This window comes from Streptomyces viridochromogenes (assembly GCF_001270495.1).
Taxonomy (GTDB): domain Bacteria; phylum Actinomycetota; class Actinomycetes; order Streptomycetales; family Streptomycetaceae; genus Streptomyces; species Streptomyces viridochromogenes_A.
On the sequence record NZ_LGUR01000255.1, the window covers coordinates 1 to 25169 of the forward strand.

Consider the following 25169-nt stretch of genomic DNA (forward strand, 5'->3'; position numbering starts at 1 on the left):
TTTCAGCCCGTCCGGCGTTTGAGGACGAGGCCCGAAGGGCCGACAGCGGGGGTCTGGGGGCGGCAGCCCCCAGGGATGGGACGGGTAGGGGCGGCGGGGGCGAGGGAAATGCGGTTCGGGCGGGCAACCGATTCCCCCGTGGCGGCGGTCTGGAGGGCGAGGGAGGGTGCTTGATGCAGGCCGAACAAGAGGCCCAGTTCCAGGAGTTCGTCAGGGCGCGGTGGTCCCACCTGGTCCGGACCGCGTATCTCCTCACGGGCGACGCGCACCACGCCGAGGACCTGACGCAGACGGCGCTGGCGAAGGCGTACCGCTCCTGGCGGCGCGTGTCACGGGCCGACCATCCGGAGGCGTACGTCCGGCGGATGCTGGTCAGTTGCAACAGCGACCGGTTCCGCAAGCGGCGGGTCGCCGAGTCGCTGACGGCGGCGCCCCCGGAGGTGCCGGGGCGCGACCGGGGTTACGCGGACGTGGACGAGCGCAGTGCGCTGCTCGACGCCCTGGCCCAACTCCCGCCCAGGCAGCGGGCGGTGGTCGTCATGCGCTATTGGGAGGACCTGTCCGAGTCGGAGGTCGCCGAGGTGCTCGGCTGCTCCACGGGCACAGTCAAGAGCCAGGCGTCGAAGGGGCTGGCGAAGTTGCGTGCGTATCCGGGCCTGGCCCGGATGACGTCGTCCGTGCGGGGAGGCAGCAGGTGAACGACGACGAGCGGCGACAGGGCGAGCAGGGCGACCAGGGCGAGCGGGACTTCGAGGTGCGGCTGCGGGAGCTGCTCGCGGAGGACGCGTACACGTTCCGGCCGCCCCCGGCGCCGTATCCGGCGATCCGGCGCCGGGGCGTGCTTGAGCGGCGGCGCCGGGTGGCCGCGGCGGGAGCGATGCTGGCGGCGTTGGCGGCGATGCCGGTCGGGGCGTACGCGCTGGGCGGTGGCCGTTCGGGCGCGGAGACGGCGATGACGCCGGTCCCGTCCGTCAGCGCGCCCCGGACGCCCTCCCCGACGCCCGGCGGACCGGCCCGGCCCGCCACACCGGGCCAGCTCCTCGACGGGATCACCTTCGCGCAGGCCGCGGACGGCCTGGAGAAGTGCCTGGCCTTCCGCGGGACCGTCCCGCAGAGCGACGGCCGGACCGACCTGGATACGACCGACGGCTACCGGATCATCCTGGCGCTGCGGAGCACCGGCGACTCCAACGCGACCGGCGACGGCATGTTCGTCGTCGCGGCGGAGCGCAAGGAGCCCAAGGAGGCCGCGCTGATCTGCCGGATCGTGGACGGTGAGGCCGTGGGGCTCTCGGGTGCGGGCGCCGCAGCTCCGTCGGACCCGAGCCCGGTGTTCGCCGACCTGAACGGCGGCAAGCTCTACCAGCAGTCCGTCCTGGACCGGGGCAACTGGAAGCTCCCGTTCCGCTGGGGCCTCGTGGGCACGGTCAAGGCGTCCGTGGCCAAGGTGACCGTCTCCTACGGGGACAGCAGTGCCGAGGCGGCCCTCGACCACGGCTGGTTCGTGGCATCCGGCGTGCTGAACCAGCAGGTCACGCTCGCACCGCGGATCAAGGGCTACGACGCCGACGGCAGGCTGGTCTACGACTCGGACGAGGACCGGTACTACGCGAGGACCCTTCCGTAGCCCGGATCCGATCCGCAGCACCGACGGGCCGGGGGCGGCGCCCCCGGCCGTCACGTCACCGCGCCTGTGGCTCGCCGACCGGCACCGCCCCGTTGACCGCCGCCGCCAGGCTGAACGGCGCCTGCCGGTTCCGCAGCGGCCTGGTCACCTGCTTCGCCACGCACGACGGGATGCCGGCCGTCGCGTCCGCCGCGTCCGCCGCCTGCCGCCGGAAGGCGCTCGGCGACATGCCGACCAGCTCCGTGAAGCGCGTGCTGAAGGTGCCCAGCGACGAACAGCCGACCTCGAAGCACACCTCGGTGACGCTGAGGTCGCCGCGGCGCAGCAGTGCCGTCGCGCGCTCGATGCGCCGCGTCATCAGATAGCCGTACGGCGACTCGCCGTAGGCGGTCCTGAACTCACGGCTGAGGTGCCCGGCCGACATGTGCACGCCCCGCGCGAGCGCCTCGACGTCGAGCGGCTGCGCGTACTCCCGGTCCATCCGGTCGCGGACGCGGCGCAGCGCGACGAGGGTACGCAGACGCTGTTCCTCCGGCGTCGATTGGCCGGACGAGTGGCCGGACGAGTGGCTGGATCGCACACCCGTATCTTCCCGGCCCGCCTCCCACCCCGTCCACTCCCGCACCCGCGTCTGACGGGAGCGGGACGAGAGGAGGGCCATCACCGGTGTCGAGGTGAGACACATCGCGGTCAGCCGCCGACGTAGGCCGCGAGGTGCTCACCGGTGAGGGTGGAGCGCTCGGCGACGAGGTCGGCGGGGGTGCCCTCGAAGACGATCCGGCCGCCGTCGTGGCCGGCGCCGGGGCCGAGGTCGATGATCCAGTCGGCGTGCGCCATGACGGCCTGGTGGTGCTCGATGACGATGACCGACTTGCCGGAGTCGACCAGCCGGTCCAGCAGGCCGAGCAGCTGCTCGACGTCGGCGAGGTGGAGGCCGGTGGTCGGCTCGTCGAGTACGAAGACGGAACGGCCGCCGCCCTTGTCGCCCATGTGCGTGGCCAGTTTCAGCCGCTGCCGCTCGCCGCCGGACAGCGTGGTCAGCGGCTGGCCGAGGGTGAGATAGCCGAGACCGACGTCCGCCATCCGCTCCAGGATCTTGTGGGCCGCCGGGGTGCGCGCCTCACCGGCGCGGAAGAACTCCTCGGCCTCGGTCACCGGCATCGCGAGCACCTCGCTGATGTCCCGGCCGCCGAAGCGGTACTCCAGCACCGACGCCTCGAACCGCCTGCCCTCGCACTCCTCGCAGGTGGTCGCGACGCTCTGCATGATCGCCAGGTCGGTGTAGATGACACCGGCGCCGTTGCAGGTGGGACAGGCACCCTCGGAGTTGGCGCTGAACAAGGCCGGCTTCACGCCGTTGGCCTTGGCGAAGGCCTTGCGGATCGGGTCGGCAAGGCCGGTGTACGTCGCCGGGTTGCTGCGCCGGGAGCCGCGGATCGGCGTCTGGTCGACCGAGACCACGCCTTCCTCGGCGGGGATCGAGCCGTGTACGAGCGAACTCTTGCCGGAGCCCGCGACGCCGGTGACGACGGTGAGCACGCCGAGCGGTATGTCGACGTCCACGTCCTGGAGGTTGTTCGCCGTCGCGCCGCGGATCGCGAGCGTGCCGGTGGCCTTGCGGACGGTCTCCTTCAGCGCGGCCCGGTCACCGAGATGACGCCCGGTGACGGTGTCGCTGCCCCGCAGGCCCTCCAAGGTGCCCTCGAAGCAGACGGTGCCGCCCGCCGAGCCGGCGCCGGGACCGAGGTCCACGACATGGTCGGCGATGGCGATCGTCTCCGGCTTGTGCTCCACCACCAGCACGGTGTTGCCCTTGTCGCGCAGGCGCAGCAGCAGGTTGTTCATCCGCTGGATGTCGTGCGGGTGCAGCCCGATGGTGGGCTCGTCGAAGACGTACGTGACGTCCGTGAGCGAGGACCCGAGGTGGCGGATCATCTTGGTGCGCTGCGCCTCACCGCCGGAGAGCGTGCCGGAGGCCCGGTCCAGCGAGAGATAGCCGAGGCCGATCTCCACGAACGAGTCGAGGGTGTGCTGGAGCTTGGCGAGCAGCGGAGCCACGGAGGGCTCTTTCAGCTTCCGGGCCCACTCGGCCAGATCGCGGATCTCCATCGAACAGGCGTCGGCGATGTTGATCTTGCCGATCTTCGAGGAACGGGCGAGTTCGCTGAGCCGGGTGCCGTCGCAGTCGGGACACCGCGCGAAGGTGACCGCACGGTCCACGAAGGCCCGGATGTGCGGCTGCATCGACTCGCGGTCCTTGGAGAGGAAGGACTTCTGGAGCTTCGGGATCAGACCCTCGTAGGTGAGGTTGACGCCGTTGATCTTGACCTTGGTCGGCTCGCGATAGAGAAAGTCGTGCCGCTCCTTCTTGCTGTAGTCACGGATGGGCTTCTCCTTGTCGAAGAACCCCGACTCGGCGATGACCCGAACCACCCACCCGTCCCCGGTGTAGGTGGGAATGGTGAAGGGATCCTCGGACAGCGACTTCGAGTCGTCGAAGAGCTGGGTGAGGTCGATGTCGGAGACCGTGCCGCGGCCCTCGCAGTGGGTGCACATACCGCCGGTGCGGCTGAAGCTGACCTTCTCGGTCCTGGTCTTGTCGGCGCCCCGGTCGACCGTGAACCCGCCGCTCGCCGAGACCGAGGCGACATTGAAGGAGTACGCGCCGGGCGGGCCGATGTGCGGCTTGCCGAGCCGGCTGAAGAGGATGCGCAGCATCGCGTTGGCGTCGGTGGCGGTGCCGACGGTGGAGCGGGGGTCGGACCCCATCCGCTGCTGGTCGACGGTGATCGCGGTGGTCAGCCCGTCGAGTACGTCGACCTCGGGCCGCGCGAGGTTCGGCATGAACCCTTGCAGGAAGGCGCTGTAGGTCTCGTTGATCAGCCGTTGCGACTCGGCGGCGATCGTGTCGAAGACGAGCGAGCTCTTGCCCGAACCGGAGACGCCGGTGAACACCGTCAGCCGGCGCTTCGGGATCTCGATGCTGACGTCCTTGAGGTTGTTCTCGCGAGCGCCGTGTACCCGGATCAGGTCGTGGCTGTCGGCAACATGCGGCTCGGTCATCGTGAGGTCTCCATCTGCGACTCGGTCGGGAACGGGGCGGGGTGGGGGATGAGGGTGGGCTCAGCCCCGGGCCTGGATGCGGATCAGGTTGCCCGCGGGGTCCCGGAAGGCGCAGTCGCGGATGCCGTACGGCTGGTCGGTGGGCTCCTGGACGACCTCGGCGCCGCTCGCCTGGACCTTCTCGAAGGTGTCGTCGACATCGGAGGTGGCGAGCAGGATCCAGCCGTAGGTTCCCTTGGCCATCATCTCGGCGATGGTGCGGCGCTCGTCCTCGGTGATGCCGGGGTCGGCGGCGGGTGGCGCGAGGAGGAGGGACGTGCCGGGCTGGCCGGCGGGGCCGACCGTGATCCAGCGCATCTTGCCCTGTCCGACATCGGTACGGACCTCGAAGCCGAGGGCGTCGCGGTAGAAGGCCAGGGAGGCCTCCGGGTCGTCGTGCGGAAGAAAGCTGGCGTGAATCGAGATGTCCATGTCCGTCACGCTAGCCGTGGCGGGGTGGCCACGCTTCTCGATTCCTGACGACCTGCGCCTCCCCGTCAGTGATCATCTTTCGGGACACGGCCCTGTTGACTCATCGCGGTGACCAGAGTGGAGGAGACGTGGGCCAGGGAGGGGTCGGCAGCGATGAAGAACGTCTCGACTCCGGCCAGCTCGTGGTTCATGCGGGCCATCGGCATTTCGTAGTCCACGTCGGGAACGCCGCGGACTCCGCGGATGACGACGTCGATTCCGACTCGGCGGCAGTAGTCGACGAGCAGGCCGCCGGTGTGGGAGTCGACCGTGACGTTGCTCAAGCCGGTTGCTGCCGCGCGGAGCCGGTCCAGCCGTTCCGTGACGGGAGAGCGGCCGGTCTTGTTCGCATTGAACATCACGCACACGACGACCTCGTCGAACAGGAGGGCAGCGCGCCGGAGTACGTCCTGGTGCCCTTGAGTGACCGGGTCGAAGGACCCTGGGAAGAGGGCTCGCATGATCGGGAAAGAGTAACAAGCGGCCGCCCGGACGGGCAGGCCGGTGCGCTGGTGAGGAGCGCGGCGGCGGTTGCGGTGCCCGCGGTCAGCAGGGTGCGGCGGCGTGGGTCCCGGTCTCTTCGCTCGGATCGGCTCGGACCGGCTGAATTGGATCCGATCGGCTCGGATCGGCCGGGACCGGCTCGGATTTCGTCTGACGGGTGGCGACGATCTCCGCAGTGACCGACGCCGCGTCTCATTCCTTGGTCGCGGTGCCGTAGACCATCGGCGGACGGCGGTGGGGGCCCGGGCTCGCCACAGTGGCCGTATGGACCGTATGGAGAAGGCCAAGGGGATCAGCAGGGCAGGGTTTCTCGCGGGGGCGGGGGCGGCGGCCGTCGGGCTGGCCGGGGCGGTCGTGCCCGCCGGGCAGGCCGCGGCGACCGCCCTGGAGCCGGAGCGCGAGGGCATCAAGGGCAAGGGGCTGAAGCACAGGGGTGTCGTCTACACCGTGGGGGCGGGTGAGACGCCGGGCACCGCGTGGAGCGCCGCCCGGATGCGCGAGGACGTCCGGGTCATCCGTGCCGACCTGCACGCCGACACCCTCGACGTCACCGGCGACGGCGTCGAGCGTCTCACTGCCACGGCCGCCGAGGCCGCCGAGCGCGGGCTGCACGTCTGGCTCCAGCCGACCCTCGGGGACCTGCCCGAGCGGGAGATCCTGGACAGCATCGCCGAGTGCGGCCGGTTCGCGGAGCGGCTGCGGCGGCAGGGCGCGAGCGTCGACTTCAGCGTGGGATGCGAGTTCTGGCTGTTCGTCCCGGGGATCATCCCCGGCGCGACCGTCCTGGACCGCGTCGAGAACCTCCAGAACGGCACGGTCGACATGGAGCGGATGCAGCGCCGCCTGGCCCGCTTCACCGCGAAGGCGGCGGCGACCGGCCGCTCCGTCTTCCACGGCCGCCTCAGCTACGCCGCCGCCCAGGACGAGGCGTTCGAGCCGGTCGACTGGAACCTCTTCGACGTCATCGGCATCGACTACTACTCGTACTTCCCTCAACGATCGCAGTACGCAAGGGAGTTGAGCCGCTATCTGCGCTGGGGCAAGCCCCTGGCCATCACCGAGTTCGGCACGTGCGCGTACGTCGGAGCCCCCGAGGCGGGCGGCATGGGCTGGAACATCGTCGATTACAGCAAGGAGCCGAACGAAATCAAGGGCGACCCGGTGCGCAGTGAGCGCACACAGGCCGCCTACCTCGGTGATCTGCTGGACGTCTTCGAGTCGATGGGCCTGTACGCGGCGATGGCCTTCGAGTTCCTCACCGCGGACGCCCCGCACCGCCCCGACAACCCCCGCTACGACCTCGACCTGGCGAGCTACGGCATCACCAAGGCGATCAAGGACCGCCCCGACGACCCGGCCTCCGGCTGGCACTGGGAGCCGAAGGAGGCATTCCACGCGGTGGCCCGCCGGTACGGCCGACAGGCACGGGCCGCCCTGCGGGGGGACCATGGCTGAGGAGGTGCGTGCATGCAGTGGACCCTTGAGGTGATCGGCGTACCGGTCACCGACCTGGACCGGGCCAAGTCCTTCTACAAGGACCAGTGCGGATTCCGGGACGAGATCGACGCACCCTTCTTCGGAGGCGTAGGCCGCTTCGTCCAGCTCACCCCGCCCGGCTCGCGCTGCTCCGTCGTGCTGGAGTCCGGACTCCCGGACTCACCGGCCGGGCCCCGGATGGCCCCTGGCTCGCTGAGGGGCCTCCAGCTCTGCGTCACGGACATCGAGGCGGCCCGGGCGGAGCTGCTGGGCCGCGGGGTCGAGGTGACCCCGGTCATGCACATGGCCGCGTCCGGCTGGTCGGAGGGCCGGGGCGAGGAGCCCTGGAACGCCTTCCTCTTCTTCGACGACCCCGACGGCAACGGCTGGACGATCCAGGAGTCCCCGACTCCCCTCACCGAACGCTGACGCGGAGAATCAGGCCACCCACCGCGACCCGGACCCCGGTGCGGCAGGGGACATGCCGGACACGCGCTCTTCCGCCCGCGCGGAGGCGAGCGTGCCGGTCAGCGTCGTGTCGTCCTTCAGAATGCGCTCGTGCAACTCACGCAGGGCGGGGCCGGGCTCGATGCCCAACTCCCCGTCCAGCAGCTCGTAGACCTGCCGGTAGGCGGCGAGCGCGTCGGCTCGCCGCCCGCACCGGTACCGAGCGAGCATCAGCTGGCCCCACAGCCTCTCCCGGTGCGGATACCGGGCCGTGAGCAGCCCCAGCTCGGCGTCGAGGGCCTGGTGTCGGCCCAGCGCCAGCCGCGCTTCCATACTGTCCTCCAGCGCGGGCAGAACGTGCTGGAGCATTCCCTGTTCCGCACCCGGCCGCTGCTGGCATGGCGCAGGGCACGTGCGGCGCACGTCCCCGAGGGCTACCGCGTCCGTACCACGCTGGACGGCAGCTCGTACCGCGAGTGGCTGCGGAAGGGCATCACGAACGCGCTCAACGACGTGGCACCGCCCGAACTCCCACGGATCAGTGACTGGTCCATGCCGCCGGCGGTGCCACCGTGGCTGTCGGCCGACGTCCGCGACACGGTGGCCGTGAAACTCCGTGACATCGCCCGCACCGCCGAGCCTCTCGGGCGCGTCGTTCGGCGATGCTGCCCGACGCACTGGCCGGTGCCGAGGTCGGTGCGTCCTGGCAGCGCCTGGAGACGATCTGTGTCCTCGGGGCGTGGGCGGTCATCGGCTTCGCGGCGGCCCCCGCCGTACTGCGCCGCATGGCACGCCGGGAGTCCGGGGCGAGGGAGTCCGGGGGCGGTGACCGGTGACCTGTGACGGCCCGCTCGTGCTGCACGAGCGGGCCGTCGACGCCGGGTTCCGCTACTCGCAGTAGAGGTCGCCGGCGGGCCGCCGGCCCGTCGCCAGGAAGCGGGACACGGCCGCGTCCCCGCAGGCGTTGCCGTTCTCCAGGTAGGAGTCGTGGCCGGTGGCGTTCACGGTGACCATGACGGCCCTCCTGCCGAGGGTCTCGCGCAGCTTCAGGGCGCCGCTCAGCGGGGTGGCCACGTCCCGTTCGTTCTGGACGAGCAGGAGGTTCGACGGGCCGCGGTCCGTCACCCGCAGCGGTGCTTCCGCGGGCTGCCACGGCCAGGCGGCGCACACCATGGCGTTCCTCGGCATACCGGCGGTCAGGGGGTATTTCGCCCGGCTCTCGGCGACGCCCTTCTCGTACACGGCGGCCGACTTCGGCCAGGCGCCGTCGTTGCAGATGGTGCCGGCGCCGACCGCGAGGTAGTTCTGCAGCAGCGACTCCGGCGGGGCCGGCGGCGCGGGCGGCACCGTGCCCTTCTGCGCGGCCAGCATCAGCCTGGCCAGGGTCGGGTAGTCGTCGGTGTCGTAGAAGCTGTCCAGCATGGTCTGGCGCAGCATGTTGCCGCTCAGCTGCGCCGGGTTGGCGCCGGGCCAGGGGAGCGGCTCGCGGTCCAGGCGGGCGGCGAGGCGGAGGAAGAGCGGGCGTACCTCGGCCGCGGTGTCGGCGACCCGGTCCGGGTTGCCGGGCGCCGACGCCCACTTGGCGAACTCGGGGAAGTTGTCCTCGACGCCCACCTCGAACGCCTGGAGCCAGGCCCGCTCCGCCAGCACGGGGTCGGCGTGGTCGTTGCTGTCCAGCACGACGCGGTCGGTGCGGTGCGGGAACAGCTCGCCGTAGGCGGCACCGACATAGGTGCCGTACGAGACGCCCCAGGCGGACAGCTTGCGCTCGCCGAGCGCGGCCCGGATGCGGTCGATGTCGCGGGCGTTGTTCTTGGTGCTGATGTGCTTGATCAGCTCACCGCCGTTGCGCGCACAGGCGTCGGAGATGCGCCGGGCGGTGGCCATGTTCGCGGTGACGGAGCCGTCCGGGGCCGGCCAGGGGCGCAGGCTCGTGCGGGCGAGGTCCTCCTGGCCGACCTCGCAACTCAGCGAGGTCGAGGGGGCGTTGCCGCGCGGCGCGAACCCGATGAGGTCGTAGGCGTCCCGTACCTCCTGCGGCAGCTTCTGCCCCTTGCCCGAGGGGTCGTCCAGGCTGTCCCCACCGGGACCGCCCGCGATCAGCAGCAGAGCCCCGCGGCGGGCGGAGGGCTTCTCGCTGGGGATGCGGGAGACGGCGATGTCGATCCGCTCGCCGCCGGGGTCGGCGTAGTCCATCGGCACGGAGACGGTCGCGCACCGCTGGCGCGGATCGAGCCCCTCGCCCTCGCACTTGGTCCACTTCAGCGGCGCGGGCGTGCCGGTGGCGGTCGCGGTGAGCGGGGTGACGAGCCCGAAGACGACTCCGGAGGCGGCGGCGATCAGGGCTGCGCTCTTCGTGATCTGCTTCATGTGCAGCAGCCTGACCGAGATTGACGGAGCGTCACATCCTGGTAGCAGCCTTGTTGGGGCGGGGGATTACCCCACCGGTCACAGCTTGAGCGACATGAGGAGCCGGTCCTCGCCGGGGCCGAAGTAGTCCCTGCGCACGTTGTCGTCCTTCCCTTCGGGTGCGAACCCCAGAGACCGGTACAGCGCGATCGCCGCGGTGTTCGTCGGTTCCACGGCCAGGCGGGCCTCCTGGACGCCGTCTTCGCGCAGCTTGTCCAGGACCTCGTTCATGAGCATTCTGCCCAGCCCGCCGCCGCGCCGGTCCCGTGCGACGGCCAGGCTCAGGCCCCAACTCACGGAGCGGTCCGAGCTGGTGGCGAACAGGACGTAGCCCCGCAGGCTCTCGCCCTCGGACAGGACGAACAGATGGTCGGCGTGTGCGTCGAAATGCTGACGCAGCACGAGGTAGGAGTACGGGCTGGACTCGAATACCTCGTTGTCCAGACGGTGGAGTTCCGGAAGATCGTCTTCGCGGACCGCTCGGAGGAGCAATTGGTGGCTAACGGCGGGCATTCGACCAGAATTGCCCGACGGGGTACGGGAGTTCAAGTCACGACACTCCGATCTTGGTACCTTTGGGCAATGCATCTGGGATCACCCGGGAACCTGTCGCAGCTCAACGCGGAAGCCCCTTGGGACGCTTTCGACCCGAAGGCCTACGTCGATCACAACTACAAAAGCCTGATCCCAGAGGACCGGGAGATCATTTCGATCGTCCGAGCCCACTTCGGTGATCATTTCCGTGCCAACCCGGATCGCCAGGTCCGGGGGATCGACGTCGGGGCCGGAGCCAATCTGTATCCGGCCTTCTCCATGTTGCCGTGGTGCGAGGCGATCACGCTGCTCGACCGGGCGGAGCCGAACATCGACTACCTCACCGGACAGCAGCTCGGATACGACCCGGGCTGGGACGAGTTCTGGGACCTGTTCCGTGCGGACGAGGCGTATGCCGCGCTTCCGGGCAACCCGAGGGACAGGTTCGCCGAGGTCACACGGGTGGAGAAAGGCGATCTCTTCGCATTGAGCCGCCGGCGGGAAAACTGGTCGCTCGGAACCATGTTCTTCGTCGCCGAATCCCTTTCCACCAGCCACGAGGAGTTCTGGCAGGCCGTCGAGTGCTTCCTGCTGGCCCTCACCCCGGGGGCGCCGTTCGCGGCGGCGTTCATGGAACACTCCGAGGGATACTTCGTCGGCGACACCCACTTTCCCGCATGCGACGTCGGTGAGGCGGAGATCCGGTCCGCCATCGAGGTCCATGCCGAACGGCAACGACTCAAAACGTTCACCGTCGGGCAGCCCAACGCGGTGCGCGACGGTTATACGTCCATGATCGTGGCTTGCGGCTTCCGCGCCAGGGGTAATTAGAGATTCTCCGACCGGGCGACGCGATGTGATCTGTGGGGGGCAGGGGATGCAGATCAAGCCACGCCAGCATCTGCTGGACATCTGGCAGGCGGTGGCCCGCCACTCCTTCACCGGCGGCGAGTGGGACTGGGGCGAATGGGGCGGGCGGAGCAGCGTGGCCGACGCCGAGCGGCTGCTCTGCCTGCTGTACCCGGCCACCGAGATGCCCGCGTTCCGGCTGGACGATCCGGACACCACGGAGGAGGACGTCCAGCAGGCCCTGAGGAAGGCCGGCAGCCGGCTGGACATCCCGGCCCACCTCGTCACCGCCGTGGCCGAGTTCATGCGGACGCACACCGGCGAGGACAAGAGGCCGACCTTCGCCGGGGGGTACTACTTCCGCACCCGACATGAGACCGAGCAGGCCACCGAGGAGCAACGCCGGTTGGGCGTGGTCGACTCCTTCTCCATGTCGATCACCCTGTGTCTCGCCACCCTCGGGTTTCTCAAGGTCTATGAGAACAAGACCCGGCGCAGCGACATCAGGGAGGCGATCGTCGAGCTGCGCCAGGCCACCAGCAACCGGCTCACCGCCGCCATGGTGAGCCTGCTGCGCTCGTTCGTCGTCAACGTCTTCGACCCCGACGCCTCTCAAGGTCGTACGCTCTGCGAACTCCTCGGCCAGGGACGGCTGTCCCAGCGGCAGGTGCTGAGCAAGTTCCAGTACCGCTTCCGTCCCCTGCGCGCGGCGCTCGTCGAGAGCATCTACCTCGGCATCGACGTCCAGGAAGGACTCAAGGACGAGAACCAGTTCTTCGAGTGCGGCTGGGCGTGGAGCATGGTGAAGGACGCCCCCGAGGTCGAGACCTGCGAACCCATCGGGCCGCAGCCCGAGGGCGTCGCCGACCCGGTGCCGCATCTCTACTTCACGGTCGTCGCCCTCGACGGCATCCAGGACCTGTTCTCCGACCGCACCCTCACCCTCGGCCTGCTCAACACCGAACAGCAGAAACTCGCCGAGGCGCTCCGGCTGCGGTGGGAGCTGACCCAGCAGTACTGGTCCCGCGTCGCCCGCTTCGACGACATCCGCTGGCCCCTGGAGGACATTCCCTGGCGTACGACGGGACAGAAGCTGGAGTCCGAGTACTTCTCCCTCTCCGTCGCCGCCATCCTCGTGCACGACCTGATGTGCCGCCGGGCCACCGACGACGACCTGACCCGCACCGTCGGCGTCATGGAACGCCTCGCCGAGCGGGGCCGCATCACCAGCCGGATGACGCGCGACGACCCGATGGTCCACGAGCTGCACAACGTCGGCGTCACCCTGCCGTTGCAGGGCAGCGAGCGGATCGGTCCGCCCCTCCAGTGGTCCATGAACGACTTCTCGGCGCAGCTGCTGAAACGGACCATCCAGTTGTGCGCGCTGTCCCGCAACCTCGCCTCGCACGACCGGCTGCTCCGACTCGCCGACGACATCTTCGACCACCTGTGGGGGCGCCGTATCCGTGACGGCGAGGGCGCCGGCCTGTGGGACAACGTCCACGCCGTCTACCCCGAGGCGGAGATCCACAAGCGGCCCCTGCCCGTGTCGTGGAGCATCACCGAGCGGGTCACCGAGGTGATGGTCCAGGCCCATGAGATGTACCGCCAGCCTCCGATCCGCAGTCTCGAACTCACCGAACTGGCAAGGGCGTTGATCAGCGAGTCCGCCCACCTCCTCGGTAACGAACAGATGGAGCCCGCTCCCACGGACAACGGCCGCCACGGGATGCGGCTCAGAGACATGGAGGTCAAGTTGCGGCGCGCCCGCGCTGTCGTCGACGAACAGCCCGGCACGGCGTACGCGTTGACGCTCGACGTGCTGGGACAGCTCGACTCGCTCGCCCGGGCCCGCGAGGCCGCGAACCGGGGGGTGTGACACCGTGCTGATCTTCGCGGCCTCCGACAAGGGAGGCGCGGGCCGAACCGTCACCAGCGCCAACCTCGCCTACCACCGGGCCATGGCCGGGGACGACGTCTGCTACCTGGACTTCGACTTCGGCTCACCCACCGCGGCGACCGTCTTCGAGGTGGCCGACGCCCGCGAGGCCACCGATGGCCGCGGCCTGCACGCCTACCTGATCGGCGAGGTCGGCGAGCCGGCGTGGATCGACGTCTGGGCCAAGACCGAGCACCCGGTGCTGCGCAACCCGCCGCCCGGCTGCGGCCGTCTGGTGCTGATGCCCGGCGACGTCAGCGGCGGCGAGTTCGCCACCAGCGACGACAACCTGCGCCACTGCGTCGACCTGCTCATGAAGCTGTACTACGAGTACGACCTGGTCGTCGTCGACCTCAGCGCCGGCCGCTCCTACGCCGTCGACATGGCCCTGGAGGCCACCGCACAGCCCGAGATGCGTGAGATCACGGCCCGCTGGCTCGTCTTCCACCGCTGGACCCACAAACACGTGGCCGCGGCGGCGAGCCTCGCCTTCGGCGTGCGGGGCATCATCGCCGGCGGCGTCGCGCGCGGCCATGACGAGGAAGCGCTGCGCGGCGCCATCCGCTTCGTACGGGCTGCCGTACCCGACCCCGAATCGCCGTTGTGGTCACAGGTCTCACCCACCCAGTCGGCGTGGATGCGCAAGACGGACGGCGATCTCAGGCAACTCGCCTCCGCCCAGGGCGTCGGCTACAGCCAGGTGCTCGGCTCCGTGCCCCTCGAACCCGTCCTTCAGTGGCGTGAGCAGCTCATCACCGCCGAGGACGTGGTCGACAGCCAGATCGCCAACCAGGAGACCTGGCAGGCCCTCAGCCGGCTGGCCGGGCGGCTGACCGACGACAAGTACTGGGAGCAGGCGTGACCGAGGCCGTGTTCCGGGAGTCCACCGCGGAGCCCCGTACCCAGTCCGTGCCGCTCGCCCATCTCTCCGTGGAGCTGGGCCATCTCTACATGGAGGACTTCGAGGCGGGGCCCGAACGGCTGCGCGAGCACTTCGCCGAGGTGCGGGTCTGGGTGGACGCGGTGCGCGCCTCGGTCGACCGCCGCACCAAGCGCCCACGCATCAGCACCTGCTTCCTCGTCGACGACTACTTCAGCCGCTTCTCGACCCCCGCCGAGCTGATCCCGATGGTGCTGAAGGAGGCCGAGCGGGCCGGCCTCGTCATCGACTACCTCGCCCGGGAGTCGGCCTGCGCGGTCGCCGACCGCATCGAACTCGCCGAGTCCGTCATGCACCGTCTGGTCGAGTCCCCGCCACCGGGCAGCTACGGCTCCCGGCCACCCGTCAGCCGGACCGGCTGGCTCGCCAACGGCCAGCGCACACCCTGGACGCCCCGCAGCGCCCTGGGCGAGATCAAGGGCTGGGAGCCGCCTCGGGAGACCGCGGCCCGCAACCACTCGGTGTTCATGGACGTGGAGCTGTGGTCGGAGAAGGACGGCCGGCGCCTCTGGTCCTGCCCGTTCCTGGCCGCCGTATGGCAACTGGCCCGGCTGGGGCTGCTACGGCACCTGGGGGAGCCGGTACTCGTTCCGACCTCCTGGGCCGGCGAGGACTTCCCGCACGACTGGGACCGGCTGCCGCCGCTGACCAGGCTCACCGACACCAAGGCGGCCTTCAGCGCCTACCGCACCTGCACCCTCATGCCGAACCGCTTCCTCGCCGTCGAGGACGCCGTACGGCTCATCCTCGACCAGATCGACGTCGACGCCGGGGCGCTGGACCAGGTGGCCACGCGGTCCGCCGGCGAGGGGATGCCGGTGCCGGCGGCGGTCGCGCAGCGCGCCACCTACGTCTTCTACGAGGAGCCCGGCGGCGCCTCCGCGGCCGAGGAGGCATGAGATGCCATCGCCCTCCGGTCCACCGACGCATTCGGTGCTCGTCTGCGGTGAGGTGCGCACCTGTCTGCTGCCGTCCTTGCAGGCGCTGGACGGCAGGGCCGCCGCCCAGCTGCTCAGGCTGCGCGCCGACGACCACGTCCGGGTCTCCGAACGGCCCACTATGTACGCCCTTTCCCCCGAGGTGCTGACCGGGGTGGACTGCGGGCTGCCGGCCGCCAACGGCGCCAAGGTGCGGGCCGTGGGTACGGTGGCCGTGCGCGGGGCGCTGACCGAGGGCCGTCTGCTGCAGTCGACGGCGTACGTCAGCCTCCCGGCCGCCGGGCCCGACGTGCGGCGCCCCTGGGGCCAGTACCTCGTACGGCCGGGTCTCGTCGAGCCGCTCGGCAAGCTGCCCCGACAGGCCGTCGCGGAAGGCGTGTTACGCGGTGCGGGGCGCGGCGAACTGGACCTTGGGATGATCGCCGAGGGCCTGCTGGCCCAGCTCCGCCGCCATGCGCTTCTGGACCGCAGGGTGCCCTTCAAGTCCAGCCCCACGAGGCTCCGTTGGGTCGCGCGACGCGAACCCGAGGGCGGGCGGGCGTCCCTGGTGAACTTCACGGTGGCCGAGGGCGGCCTGCGGGCCATGGAGCTCCTGCTGCCCGCGGACGTCCCGGCCGCCGCGGCGGCGGGCCTCTGCGAGGATCTCGCCCTGCACGACTGGCTTCTGACGACCACTCAGTACATGCTGGACAACAGCCGCCTCGGTGCGGCGGACGGACCCTCGGTCGTCGAGGTGCTGCATCCGGTCGTGGTTCACCTGCTGCATCTGTGGATGCCGCGGGCGCACGTGGACCCCGCGCTGGGTCACCTGTGGGACGTGCTGGAAGACAGACCGGGATTCTCCCGGCAGTGGGAGAACCTGGGCCGGCGCATCCGGGACCGACTGGCGCTTCAGGCAGTTCCGCGGCCGTACGAGGCGCTCTCCCGGCGCTGACTCAGTAGCTCCAACGACTCCGGTGGAAGAAGAAGAGGCAGGCATGGACGGAGAGCCGGGAACCCCCGGGCCGGCGACGCGCGGACTGCACATACCCCCGGTCGTGCTGAAGATCCTGATCACCCTGGCCGTGGGGACGGTCACCTATGTGATCACCAACCTGATCGACCAGTCCGACGAGGAGCTGTGGCAACTCGCCCTCGCCGTCGTCATCGGTGGCGCCACGCTGATCGTCCAGTACATGGTCGACTTCGAAGGCCGCCTGAACTCGGTGGAGACGAGCCACCAGGCGGACCTGAGAAGGCACCACCGTGAGATGACGGAGCTGGTGGACCAGGGGTTCCGGCGGGTCGGTGCGGTGACATCCCTGTTCAGCGAGCTGACGGACTCCAGGATGCCGGAGGAGGAGGTGCTGCGGCTGGTGAGGAGCGCCGCGCGCGTGGGATCACAGGGCCAGGGCTTCATGCAGAGGTTCGCCCAGGCCGAGATCACGCGGCTGGCCAAGACGATGACCGAGCTGGCCTCGGGCACCGCCGACTGGGAGGGCGAGAACAACGACACCCTCATCGCCCTCACCAAGTGTGCCCGCCAGAGCATCGACACCACCAGCACCTTCGTCGACCTGGCGTTCTGGGAGACGGCGACCGCGCAGCACTACCTGGGCGTGCAGCGCGACGTGATCCGGGAGCACGGCGTCAAGGTCAGGCGCCTGTTCATCGTCCAGCACTTCCGGAACCGGGTGGTCAACGACAAGCTGAAGGACATCCTCAGGGACCAGCGCAGCAACGACATCCAGGCCGGGGTGGTCGCCCTGTCCGAGCTGCCACCCCACATACGCAGAGTGGGGCCGACGCCCGAGTTCGTCATCTTCGACGGAGAGCTCCGCTTCGAGATGACCACGGATGTGGAGCAGCTCTACCCCAACGCCAAGCTGGACGACCGCGAGGAGATCCTCACCCGCCGCATGGAACGCTTCGAGCTGCTCTGGGACGCCAGGGTCGAGGAGCCCCCGGAACTACCCGAGGACTGACCCCCGGGCCGCCCGGCTGACGAACTCGGCCCAGGCGGCGGCGGAGATGAGGAGTACGGGGCTGTCCGAGGCGAGCTTGCTGTCCCGGACGGGGACGACGCCGGGGACTCCGTCGGCCACCTCGACGCAGCTGCCGCCGTCGCCGTTGCTGTAGCTGCTCTTGCGCCAGCGGGCGGCGCCGGGGAAGTCGCTAGGCGACCTCGATGCAGTCCCCGCCGTTACCGTCGCTGTAGGTGCTCTTGCGCCAGCTCGCGTTGGTCAGGTCGTACTCGCGCATCGTCTGAAGTCCTCCGCCGCCGACTCGGCCAGGGCCAGGGACGCCTCCGGCGACAGCGCGGCGGCCCTGATCAGATCGTATGCCGCGTTCGCGCGCTTCACCACAGCCGGATCGTCCAGCAGATTCCCCGAATACACGGCTTCTGTATAGGCGGTTGGCGGGGCGTCCTCGAACTCCATCAGCTTCAGCGAACCGGTCATGAGCGCGTACGCCCCAGCCGCGTACGGCAGCACCTGGACGAGCGCCGTTCGCTCCCGTGCCATCGCCGCCACGCGCTCCAGCTGCTCCGCCATGACCGCCGGGCCGCCGACCGGGACACGCAGCACGTTCTCGTGCAGGACGACCCAATACACGGGCCGTGTAGCGTCCTTGAGGATGTGCCGGCGTTCCAGTCGGCCGGACACCTTGTCCTCGATGTACTCATCCGTCGCAAACGCGTTCATCGCCAGGGTCGCCGCCCGTGCGTACCCGGCTGTCTGTAACAGGCCCGGCACCAGCGCGGGCGCGAACTCGCAGATCTTCGTGGCCAGCCGCTCCAGCTCCACCACCTCGGCGAAGTAATCCGCGTACTGCTGGTCATTGATGAGCCGTCGCCACATCCGCTCGAAAATACCGTCGGTTTGTAGCGCCTCATCAATCCGCTGGGCCACGTCCAATTGGTTTTCGGATCGCCTGTTCGAACTGGCCGATGTATCCGCCGGAGACAAATACCCGGGACCCCAACTCCACCTGAGTGATCCCGGTGTCCTCCCTTCGCCGCTTCAGTTCCGCACCGAAGAACTCCCACGCCGCCAGCCGTGAACCATTGGCCATGGCCAACCCCCTTGCACTTCCCGGCACTTGTAGGGCACAGACTCCTGCCGAGTGTAGGCGCCGCAGGTCAGGATGGAGATGGAATGAGTGAAACCCAAATAGGAGGGGAGTCACGTGACGGCACGACACTCGGCGCACTGCGTCGAAGAAGCGGAGGAAGCAGTGAAGGAATTGCGGGCGGTGCTGCAGAAGGCAGGAATTACGCTCCCGACACTCCGGATCGAACCGGCGAGTCTTGCGCGTGAAGCCCCTTGCCCGCTCGTGGAATTGGGCCGATGTTCCGTCGAGACCGCGCAGCGCCTCGCGGCGGCACTCCGATGAAGCCACCGATCGGGTCGTACGTCGTCGACACACGCAACGGAAGAATCGGCATCGTCATGGGGCACGAGGGGCCGTACGTCCAACTCAGACCGTACGGCGGCGGCAAGGAGTGGGACGCCGAGCCCGGGGTCGTACGGACGGCCAGCCCCGCCGAGCGGCTCCGCGCGGCGACCGCGTACGCCAACGCGCGAAGTCGGGGTGAGGTTCCTTGACCCAGGACCCGTAGAGTGCGGCGGCATGGGTTTGTGGAGATGGAGGAGGAGAGGGCCGAAGGCCACCCGCCGCTACCCCGTGCCGCTCACCACGCACCAGCTGTGGATGGTGTCGCTGAGCGCGCCGGTGAGCCGGGACCGGGGCGCCTCGCGGACCACGTTGTACCCGTTCACGCGGATCGACGACGACGGGGCCCGGCGCTGGCTGGCCGAGCAGTGGGAGATCACCACGCGTGAGCAGCTGGTCGGCCGGCTCGACGGACTGTCCCGCAGCGGGTACCGGGCGCGGGCGTACCGGGTCACCGGCGTCTCGCCGCTCGCCTGGGACGCCGCGCTGTATGTCGACATCGCCCGTCGTGGCTTCGCCTGCGGGCTGATCGGCGAGTCCGACGCCTGGACCGCGTTGAAGAACATCGTGCCGGCGGTCGTGGGGACGTACGGCTCCTGGCAGGAGTACGCCGCTCACTATCTGCTCGGTCGGCAGGTGTGGCGGGACGGGCTGAAGGGCACGACGGACGTCGGTTTCCCGGCCCCGCAGACGGCCGCCGACGCGCATCTGCGCGCGCTGCTGGACCCGGAGAATCGTTCCAGCCCCTGGAACCTCGCCCCCTGGAACACCATCAGCCACCCCGACCGCACCCGGTGACTGCGGGCGTACGCGAGAATGAAGCCATGACCCTGTTCGTCGACGACGCGCCGGAAGCCCGCTGGGGCACGGACCCCCGGCCGGAAGCCCGCAGGGGTGCGCTATGAGTCTCTTCCGTGACGACGGCATCGTCCTGCGCACCCAGAAGCTCGGCGAGGCGGACCGCATCATCACGCTGCTCACGCGGGGGCACGGGCGGGTGCGGGCCGTGGCTCGGGGGGTGCGGCGGACCAAGTCGAAGTTCGGGGCGCGGCTCGAACCGTTCTCCCACGTCGACGTGCAGTTCTTCGCGCGGGGGAGCGAGCTGATCGGGCGCGGGCTGCCGCTGTGCACGCAGAGCGAGACCATCGCTCCGTACGGTGGCGGGATCGTCAGCGACTACGCGCGGTACACCGCCGGGACGGCCATGCTGGAGACCGCCGAGCGGTTCACCGACCACGAGGGCGAGCCGGCGGTGCAGCAGTATCTGCTGCTCGTCGGGGCCCTGCGCACCCTCTCCCGCGGCGAGCACGCCCCGCACCTCGTTCTCGACGCGTTCCTGCTCCGCTCCCTCGCCGTCAACGGCTACGCCCCCACCTTCAGCGACTGCGCGAAGTGCGGCATGCCCGGTCCGAACCGCTTCTTCTCGGTGGCATCCGGGGGCTCGGTCTGTGTCGACTGCCGGGTGCCCGGTAGCGTCGTACCGTCGCCGCAGACGCTCGAACTGCTCGGCGCGCTGCTTACGGGAGACTGGGAGACGGCCGACGCCTGCGAGTCGCGGCACGTCCGGGAGGGCAGCGGGCTGGTGTCCGCCTATCTGCACTGGCACCTGGAGCGCGGGCTGCGCTCGCTTCGGTACGTGGAAAAGTAAGGGAGACGGAAAGCACATGGTTGTGAGTGGGTTCCTGGGGCGCCGGCGCCGCGAGTACAAGACACCGGAGCCGCATCCGTCCGGTGCCCGCGCGCCGAAGCTCCCCGGCGAGCTGGTCCCCAACCATGTCGCGATCGTCATGGACGGGAACGGCCGCTGGGCGAAGGAGCGGGGGCTCCCGCGCACCGAGGGCCACAAGGTCGGTGCCGAGCGCGTGCTCGACGTCCTCCAGGGGGCGGTCGAGATGGGCGTGGGGGCGATCTCCCTGTACGCCTTCTCCACCGAGAACTGGAAGCGCTCACCGGACGAGGTGCGCTTCCTGATGAACTTCAACCGCGACTTCATCCGCAAGACCCGCGATCAGCTCGACGAGCTGGGGATCCGGGTGCGGTGGGTCGGCCGGATGCCCAAGCTGTGGAAGTCCGTCGCCAAGGAGCTCCAGATCGCGCAGGAGCAGACCAAGGACAACGACAAGCTGACGCTGTACTTCTGCATGAACTACGGCGGGCGGGCCGAGATCGCGGATGCGGCGCAGGTCCTCGCGGAGGACGTGAAGGCGGGGCGGCTGGACCCGTCGAAGGTGAACGAGAAGACCTTCGCCAAGTACATGTACTACCCGGACATGCCGGACGTGGACCTGTTCCTGCGCCCGAGCGGTGAGCAGCGCACGTCCAACTACCTTCTCTGGCAGAGCGCTTACGCCGAGATGGTCTTCCAGGACGTGCTGTGGCCGGACTTCGACCGGCGTGACCTGTGGCGGGCGTGCCTGGAGTTCGCTTCGCGTGACCGGCGGTTCGGTGGGGCCATTCCGAACGAGGAGTTGCTGGCCATGGAGGGCAGGCAGGACTGAGGGCTAGGGTTCCGCCCATGGATCACCAGGGGCGGGACCTCATGGAAGAGGCGCATTCCGTAAAGCTGGCCTACCGGCCGACGCGCGCCGACATACTCACCGGGATTCGGACGCGGGACCGGATCCGGAAGCTGACAGTGGTGCGTGCGGTGCTCATGGCGCCGTTCGTCTTGGTCGTGGTGCTGGGTGCCTTCGTGGGTGTGGGGGTGGTCTCGCTCGTGCTGAGCGCCGTGTGCGCCTGCGCGATCTGGTTCACCCCGCATCTTCAGGCCCATCACGTGCTGAAGACGGTCTCCTGGCAGGGGGAGTACCGCACGACGGTCAGTGGTGCCGGTATCAGTGCCGAGACCGAGCACACGGTGTTGTTGCAGCGCTGGTCCATCTTTCGCGGGTACCGCGAGACGCGTGACCATCTGGTGCTGCTGAGCCGTGACCCGAACATCCTGCTCGTGGAGATCCTGCCGAAGCGCGGCGTGGCGGATCCGGCCGACATCGACCGCCTGCGCACGCTACTGAGCCACCACCTGCACCGCGTGTAACCCCCACCACCTGAATTCGCCCCCGCTGCCCCTACCCGTCCCATCCTTCTGGGGCTCCGCCCCATACCCCGCTCCTCAAACGCCGGAGGGGGCTGGATTCGCCAGGCGTTTTCAGCCCGTCCGGCGTCTGAGGACGAGGCCCGCAGGGCCGACAGCGGGGGTCTGGGGGCGCAGCCCCCAGGGATGGGACGGGTAGGGGCGGCGGGGGCGAGTTCCGCTCAGCCCGCGGAGCAGTCCGCGCAGGTGCCGAAGATCTCCACCGTATGCGCCACGTTCACAAACCCGTGCTCCGCCGCGATCGCGTCCGCCCACTTCTCCACCGCCGGCCCCTCCACCTCGACCGCCTTGCCGCAGACACGGCAGACAAGGTGATGGTGGTGTTCGCCGGTCGAGCAGCGGCGGTAGACCGACTCGCCGTCGGCGGTGCGCAGGACATCGACCTCGCCGGCGTCGGCGAGGGACTGGAGGGTGCGGTAGACCGTGGTGAGCCCGACCGAGTCGCCCTTGTGCTTGAGCATGTCGTGGAGTTCCTGCGCGCTGCGGAACTCGTCGACCTCGTCAAGGGCCGCCGCCACGGCGGCCCGTTGCCGAGTCGCGCGGCCCTTTACGGGCGGTCCAGCGACTGTCACCGGTTGCCTCCTCACGTCTGCACTTGCCGGGCCATTGTGCCAGCCCGGACTGTCAGCGGTCAGACGCCGACCTTGCCCGAGGCCCCTCGGCTGGCCGGAATCGCGCACTCCGCCGGGTCCCCGGAGGGTTGCGCCGCGGCCAGGGCGCGGGCCCTGCGCCGGGCCAGCGGGCTCGCCAGCGCGGTCAGCGCGATGAAGGCGCCGATGGTCAGCAGAACGATGGTCGCGCCGGGGGGAACGTCCTGATAGTAGGAGGTCACCGTGCCGCCGATCGTCACCGTGATGCCGATCGCCACGGCGATCGCGAACGTCGCCGCGAAGCTCCGGGTGAGCTGCTGGGCCGCCGCCACCGGCACCACCATCAGCGCGCTGACCAGGAGGAGACCGACCACGCGCATCGCCACCGTCACCGTCACCGCCGCGGTGATCGCCGTCAGCAGGTTCAGGGCGCGGACCGGGAGCCCCGTGACCCTCGCGAACTCCTCGTCCTGGCTCACCGCGAACAGCTGGCGGCGCAGCCCGAGGGTGACCAACACCACGAAGGCGGCGAGCAGGATGATCGCCGTTACGTCCGACTCGCTCACCGTCGAGAGGGAGCCGAAGAGGTATGATGTCAGGTTGGCGTTGGAGCCGTTCGGCGCGAGGTTGATCAGCATCACGCCGCCGGCCATACCGCCGTAGAAGAGCATCGCGAGGGCGATGTCGCCGCGGGTGCGGCCGTACCAGCGGATCAGCTCCATCAGGACCGCGCCGAGGACCGAGACCAGTGTCGCCATCCATACCGGGGACCAGGACAGGAGGAAGCCGAGGCCCACGCCTGTCATCGCCACGTGTCCGATGCCGTCGCCCATCAGGGCCTGGCGGCGCTGGACCAGGTAGATGCCCACGGCGGGTGCCGTGATGCCCACCAGGACCGCGGCGAGCAGCGCCCGCTGCATGAAGTCGTAGTTCAGGAAGTCCATCAGCTCAGCAGCCCCGTCCGGATCGGTTCGGCGTCGTGAGCCGCGTGCGGGTGTACGTGGTCGTGGCCGGGCAGCGCGTGCTGGCCGACGGCCCTCGGGGGCGGGCCGTCGTGCAGTACGCAGCCGTCGCGCAGGACGACCGCCCGGTCGATCAAGGGCTCCAGCGGGCCGAGTTCGTGGAGCACGAGCAGGACCGTCGAGCCGGCGGCGACCTGCTCCCTGAGCGTCTGCGCGAGCACCTCCTGGCTGGCCAGGTCCACGCCCGCCATCGGCTCGTCCATGATCAGCAGCTCGGGTTCGGAGGCGAGCGCGCGGGCGATCAGCACGCGCTGGTGCTGGCCGCCGGAGAGGGCGTTGACCGAGTCCTTCACGCGGTCCGTCATGCCGACGAGGTCCAGGGCGCGTCGTACGGCCGCGTGGTCGGCCTTGCGGAAGACGCCGAAGCGGGTGCGGGACAGGCGGCCCGAGGAGACGACCTCGCCCACCGTGGCGGGCACCCCGCCCGCGGCCGTCGTGCGCTGGGGGACGTAGCCCAACCGCGCCCAGTCGCGGAAGCGGGCCCGCGGGGTGCCGAACAGCTCGATCTCGCCGGCGCTGACCGGCACCTGGCCGATGATGGTGCGCACGGCGGTCGACTTGCCCGAACCGTTGGCGCCGAGCAGCGCGACGACCTCACCGCGGTCCACGGTGAGGTCGATGCCGCGCAGGACGGGGCGCGAGCCCAGCTCGGCGCGGATGCCGCGCAGGGAGATGACGGGCTCGACGGGCTCGGTCATGCCGTCCTCCGTAGGGTGTGGCTCACTTGGCTCCCAGGGCCGTCTTCAAGGCCGTGAGGTTGGATTCCATGACCTCGAAGTAGTCGTCGCCCTTGGACTTGTCGGTGATGCCCTCAAGCGGGTCGAGGACGTCCGTCTTGAGGCCGGCGTCGTCGGCGAGGGTCTTCGCGGTCTTGTCGGAGACCAGTGTCTCGTAGAAGACGGTGGTGACGCCGTCGGCCTTGGCCTCCTCCTGGAGCTCCTTGATCCGGGCCGGGCTGGGCTCGCTGTCCGGGTCGAGGCCGGAGATGGCCTCCTGGGTCAGGCCGTAGCGCTCGGCGAGGTAGATGAAGGCGGCGTGGTTGGTGAAGAACACCTTGCTCTTGGTGTTCTTCAGGCCGTCCGCGAACTGGGTGTTGAGCGCGTCGAGCTTCTTGACCAGCGCTTCGGTGTTCTTCTTGTAGTCGGCCGCGTGGTCCGGGTCGGCCTTCTCGAAGGCCGCGCCGACACCCTTGGCGACCTCGGCGTACTTCACCGGGTCCAGCCAGATGTGCGGGTCGCGGGCGTGCTCTTCCTCCTCGGCGTGCCCCTCCTCGGCGTGCGCCTCCTCGCCCTCGTGCTCGTGCTCGACGTCGCCGTGGTCCTCCAGCTTGGTGAGGGTGGCGGCGTCGATCTTCGTCTTGAGGCCCGACTGCTCGACGGTCTCGTCGACGGAGGGCTGGAGACCCTTGAGGTAGAGGGCGGCGTCGGAGTCCTCCAGCTGCGCCCGCTGCTGGGCGCTGATCTCCAGGTCGTGCGGCTCCTGGCCGGGTTCGGTCAGACTGGAGACGTTCACATGGTCGCCGCCGATCTGCTCGGCGAGGAAGGCCATGGGGTAGAACGACGCGACGACGTCGAACTTGTCCGTGTTGCCCGCGGCCGCGCTGTCCGAGGAGCAGGCGGAGAGGGTGCCGGCACCGAGGGCGGTGACAGCCGCCAGGGCGAGGCCGGATATGTGATGTCGTCGTACGTTCATGACAGTCATTTTCAGCAAAATTGGAAACGATTGTCAACAAGCGTGATGAGCGGTCCACGGAGGGCAACCGATTTGGTTGAGGGGGATCCCCCGCCGGTAC

At 69.7% G+C, this 25169-nt stretch carries 28 protein-coding genes and 2 pseudogenes; 16 read left to right on the plus strand and 14 right to left on the minus strand.

Annotation, left to right across the window (positions count from 1 at the left end; translation table 11 throughout):
- Positions 1-173: 173 nt before the first annotated feature.
- Together ADK36_RS41745 and ADK36_RS41750 are read left to right on the plus strand one after the other, a co-directional pair.
- Positions 174-698, plus strand: a complete 525-nt coding sequence (locus tag ADK36_RS41745) for a SigE family RNA polymerase sigma factor (RefSeq protein WP_053201338.1) — start codon at positions 174-176, stop codon at positions 696-698.
- The gene (locus tag ADK36_RS41750) at positions 695-1627 is read left to right on the plus strand and encodes a hypothetical protein (RefSeq protein ID WP_053201340.1); all 933 of its coding nucleotides are present in this window, start codon (positions 695-697) and stop codon (positions 1625-1627) included. Before ADK36_RS41745 ends, ADK36_RS41750 begins: the two co-directional genes overlap by 4 nt.
- A 55-nt stretch (positions 1628-1682) precedes the next feature.
- Here the strand turns inward: ADK36_RS41750 and ADK36_RS41755 are convergent, their stop codons facing one another.
- The 4 genes from ADK36_RS41755 to coaD all read right to left on the minus strand — a co-directional run bounded on the left by ADK36_RS41755 (position 1683) and on the right by coaD (position 5661).
- Positions 1683-2108: a helix-turn-helix transcriptional regulator gene (locus ADK36_RS41755; RefSeq protein WP_107083931.1), complete on the minus strand. Its 426-nt coding sequence runs from the start codon at positions 2106-2108 to the stop codon at positions 1683-1685.
- Between the two features lie 209 nt (positions 2109-2317).
- A complete protein-coding gene (locus ADK36_RS41760) occupies positions 2318-4690 on the minus strand; it encodes an ATP-binding cassette domain-containing protein (protein ID WP_048586390.1) in 2373 nt (790 codons plus the stop codon).
- Positions 4691-4750: 60 nt separating this feature from the next.
- Positions 4751-5161: a VOC family protein gene (locus ADK36_RS41765; RefSeq protein WP_048586400.1), complete on the minus strand. Its 411-nt coding sequence runs from the start codon at positions 5159-5161 to the stop codon at positions 4751-4753.
- A gap of 65 nt (positions 5162-5226) precedes the next feature.
- Positions 5227-5661, minus strand: a complete 435-nt coding sequence (gene coaD / locus ADK36_RS41770) for a pantetheine-phosphate adenylyltransferase (RefSeq protein WP_053084767.1) — start codon at positions 5659-5661, stop codon at positions 5227-5229.
- A gap of 316 nt (positions 5662-5977) precedes the next feature.
- On the opposite strand from coaD, the gene ADK36_RS41775 reads away from it, so the two are divergent.
- Both ADK36_RS41775 and ADK36_RS41780 read left to right on the plus strand, forming a co-directional pair.
- Positions 5978-7159, plus strand: coding sequence for an abortive phage infection protein (locus ADK36_RS41775; RefSeq protein WP_053201342.1), 1182 nt, complete (start codon positions 5978-5980; stop codon positions 7157-7159).
- A gap of 12 nt (positions 7160-7171) precedes the next feature.
- Positions 7172-7609 carry a VOC family protein gene (locus tag ADK36_RS41780; RefSeq protein WP_053201344.1) on the plus strand — a complete coding sequence of 146 codons (438 nt, stop codon included), beginning with the start codon at positions 7172-7174 and terminating at the stop codon, positions 7607-7609.
- Positions 7610-7618: 9 nt separating this feature from the next.
- Here ADK36_RS41780 and ADK36_RS41785 read toward each other — a convergent pair whose 3' ends face one another.
- Both ADK36_RS41785 and ADK36_RS41790 read right to left on the minus strand, forming a co-directional pair.
- Positions 7619-7996, minus strand: coding sequence for an AfsR/SARP family transcriptional regulator (locus ADK36_RS41785; protein WP_053201346.1), 378 nt, complete (start codon positions 7994-7996; stop codon positions 7619-7621).
- 65 nt (positions 7997-8061) lie between these two features.
- Positions 8062-8250, minus strand: a complete 189-nt coding sequence (locus ADK36_RS41790; protein WP_053201348.1) for a hypothetical protein — start codon at positions 8248-8250, stop codon at positions 8062-8064.
- 39 nt (positions 8251-8289) lie between these two features.
- On the opposite strand from ADK36_RS41790, the gene ADK36_RS49310 reads away from it, so the two are divergent.
- Positions 8290-8463, plus strand: coding sequence for a hypothetical protein (locus tag ADK36_RS49310; protein WP_159029314.1), 174 nt, complete (start codon positions 8290-8292; stop codon positions 8461-8463).
- A 52-nt stretch (positions 8464-8515) separates the two neighbouring features.
- On the opposite strand, the gene ADK36_RS41795 is transcribed toward ADK36_RS49310, so the two are convergent.
- The gene (locus ADK36_RS41795; protein ID WP_053201350.1) at positions 8516-9997 is read right to left on the minus strand and encodes an alpha/beta hydrolase; all 1482 of its coding nucleotides are present in this window, start codon (positions 9995-9997) and stop codon (positions 8516-8518) included.
- Positions 9998-10075: 78 nt separating this feature from the next.
- Positions 10076-10549, minus strand: a complete 474-nt coding sequence (locus ADK36_RS41800; RefSeq protein WP_048586384.1) for a GNAT family N-acetyltransferase — start codon at positions 10547-10549, stop codon at positions 10076-10078.
- A 69-nt stretch (positions 10550-10618) separates the two neighbouring features.
- On the opposite strand from ADK36_RS41800, the gene ADK36_RS41805 reads away from it, so the two are divergent.
- Genes ADK36_RS41805 through ADK36_RS41830 form a run of 6 tightly spaced genes read left to right on the plus strand, consistent with a single transcriptional unit; the run spans position 10619 to position 17200 of the window.
- Positions 10619-11401 carry an SCO2525 family SAM-dependent methyltransferase gene (locus ADK36_RS41805; RefSeq protein ID WP_048586383.1) on the plus strand — a complete coding sequence of 261 codons (783 nt, stop codon included), beginning with the start codon at positions 10619-10621 and terminating at the stop codon, positions 11399-11401.
- A gap of 46 nt (positions 11402-11447) precedes the next feature.
- Positions 11448-13298, plus strand: coding sequence for an SCO2524 family protein (locus tag ADK36_RS41810; protein ID WP_048586382.1), 1851 nt, complete (start codon positions 11448-11450; stop codon positions 13296-13298).
- Positions 13299-13302: 4 nt separating this feature from the next.
- Positions 13303-14220, plus strand: a complete 918-nt coding sequence (locus ADK36_RS41815; RefSeq protein ID WP_048586381.1) for an SCO2523 family variant P-loop protein — start codon at positions 13303-13305, stop codon at positions 14218-14220.
- Complete coding sequence (locus tag ADK36_RS41820) at positions 14217-15197, plus strand: SCO2522 family protein (protein ID WP_048586380.1); 981 nt, start codon at positions 14217-14219, stop codon at positions 15195-15197. Before ADK36_RS41815 ends, ADK36_RS41820 begins: the two co-directional genes overlap by 4 nt.
- A 1-nt stretch (position 15198) precedes the next feature.
- Positions 15199-16170 (plus strand): SCO2521 family protein, encoded by a 972-nt coding sequence (locus ADK36_RS41825; RefSeq protein WP_053201352.1) that lies wholly within the window; start codon positions 15199-15201, stop codon positions 16168-16170.
- Between the two features lie 43 nt (positions 16171-16213).
- A complete protein-coding gene (locus tag ADK36_RS41830) occupies positions 16214-17200 on the plus strand; it encodes a hypothetical protein (protein ID WP_048586378.1) in 987 nt (328 codons plus the stop codon).
- Here the strand turns inward: ADK36_RS41830 and ADK36_RS41835 are convergent.
- Positions 17186-17477 (minus strand): annotated as a pseudogene (locus ADK36_RS41835) (DUF397 domain-containing protein). The gene ADK36_RS41830 and the pseudogene ADK36_RS41835 sit on opposite strands and share 15 nt — an antisense overlap.
- Positions 17459-18290: pseudogene (locus ADK36_RS41840) on the minus strand (helix-turn-helix domain-containing protein). The pseudogenes ADK36_RS41835 and ADK36_RS41840 overlap by 19 nt, the downstream one beginning before the upstream one ends.
- 317 nt (positions 18291-18607) lie before the next feature.
- Between ADK36_RS41840 and ADK36_RS41845 the strand changes: the two are divergent.
- The 5 genes from ADK36_RS41845 to ADK36_RS41865 all read left to right on the plus strand — a co-directional run bounded on the left by ADK36_RS41845 (position 18608) and on the right by ADK36_RS41865 (position 21708).
- Positions 18608-18823, plus strand: a complete 216-nt coding sequence (locus ADK36_RS41845; protein WP_048586377.1) for a hypothetical protein — start codon at positions 18608-18610, stop codon at positions 18821-18823.
- 25 nt (positions 18824-18848) lie between these two features.
- Positions 18849-19469 carry a DUF1266 domain-containing protein gene (locus tag ADK36_RS41850; RefSeq protein WP_048586376.1) on the plus strand — a complete coding sequence of 207 codons (621 nt, stop codon included), beginning with the start codon at positions 18849-18851 and terminating at the stop codon, positions 19467-19469.
- Between the two features lie 103 nt (positions 19470-19572).
- The gene (gene recO, locus ADK36_RS41855; RefSeq protein ID WP_053201354.1) at positions 19573-20319 is read left to right on the plus strand and encodes a DNA repair protein RecO; all 747 of its coding nucleotides are present in this window, start codon (positions 19573-19575) and stop codon (positions 20317-20319) included.
- A gap of 16 nt (positions 20320-20335) precedes the next feature.
- Positions 20336-21169 (plus strand): isoprenyl transferase, encoded by an 834-nt coding sequence (locus tag ADK36_RS41860; protein ID WP_053201358.1) that lies wholly within the window; start codon positions 20336-20338, stop codon positions 21167-21169.
- Positions 21170-21186: 17 nt separating this feature from the next.
- Positions 21187-21708, plus strand: a complete 522-nt coding sequence (locus ADK36_RS41865; protein WP_234330072.1) for a YcxB family protein — start codon at positions 21187-21189, stop codon at positions 21706-21708.
- A gap of 218 nt (positions 21709-21926) precedes the next feature.
- Here the strand turns inward: ADK36_RS41865 and ADK36_RS41870 are convergent, their stop codons facing one another.
- Genes ADK36_RS41870 through ADK36_RS41885 form a run of 4 tightly spaced genes read right to left on the minus strand, consistent with a single transcriptional unit; the run spans position 21927 to position 25069 of the window.
- Positions 21927-22337 (minus strand): Fur family transcriptional regulator, encoded by a 411-nt coding sequence (locus ADK36_RS41870; RefSeq protein ID WP_048586373.1) that lies wholly within the window; start codon positions 22335-22337, stop codon positions 21927-21929.
- Between the two features lie 59 nt (positions 22338-22396).
- On the minus strand, positions 22397-23299 hold the full coding sequence (locus tag ADK36_RS41875) for a metal ABC transporter permease (protein ID WP_053201359.1): 903 nt from the start codon (positions 23297-23299) through the stop codon (positions 22397-22399).
- Complete coding sequence (locus ADK36_RS41880) at positions 23299-24075, minus strand: metal ABC transporter ATP-binding protein (protein WP_053201361.1); 777 nt, start codon at positions 24073-24075, stop codon at positions 23299-23301. The genes ADK36_RS41875 and ADK36_RS41880 overlap by 1 nt, the downstream gene beginning before the upstream one ends.
- A gap of 22 nt (positions 24076-24097) precedes the next feature.
- A complete protein-coding gene (locus tag ADK36_RS41885) occupies positions 24098-25069 on the minus strand; it encodes a metal ABC transporter substrate-binding protein (RefSeq protein WP_048586370.1) in 972 nt (323 codons plus the stop codon).
- Between the last annotated feature and the right edge of the window lie 100 nt (positions 25070-25169).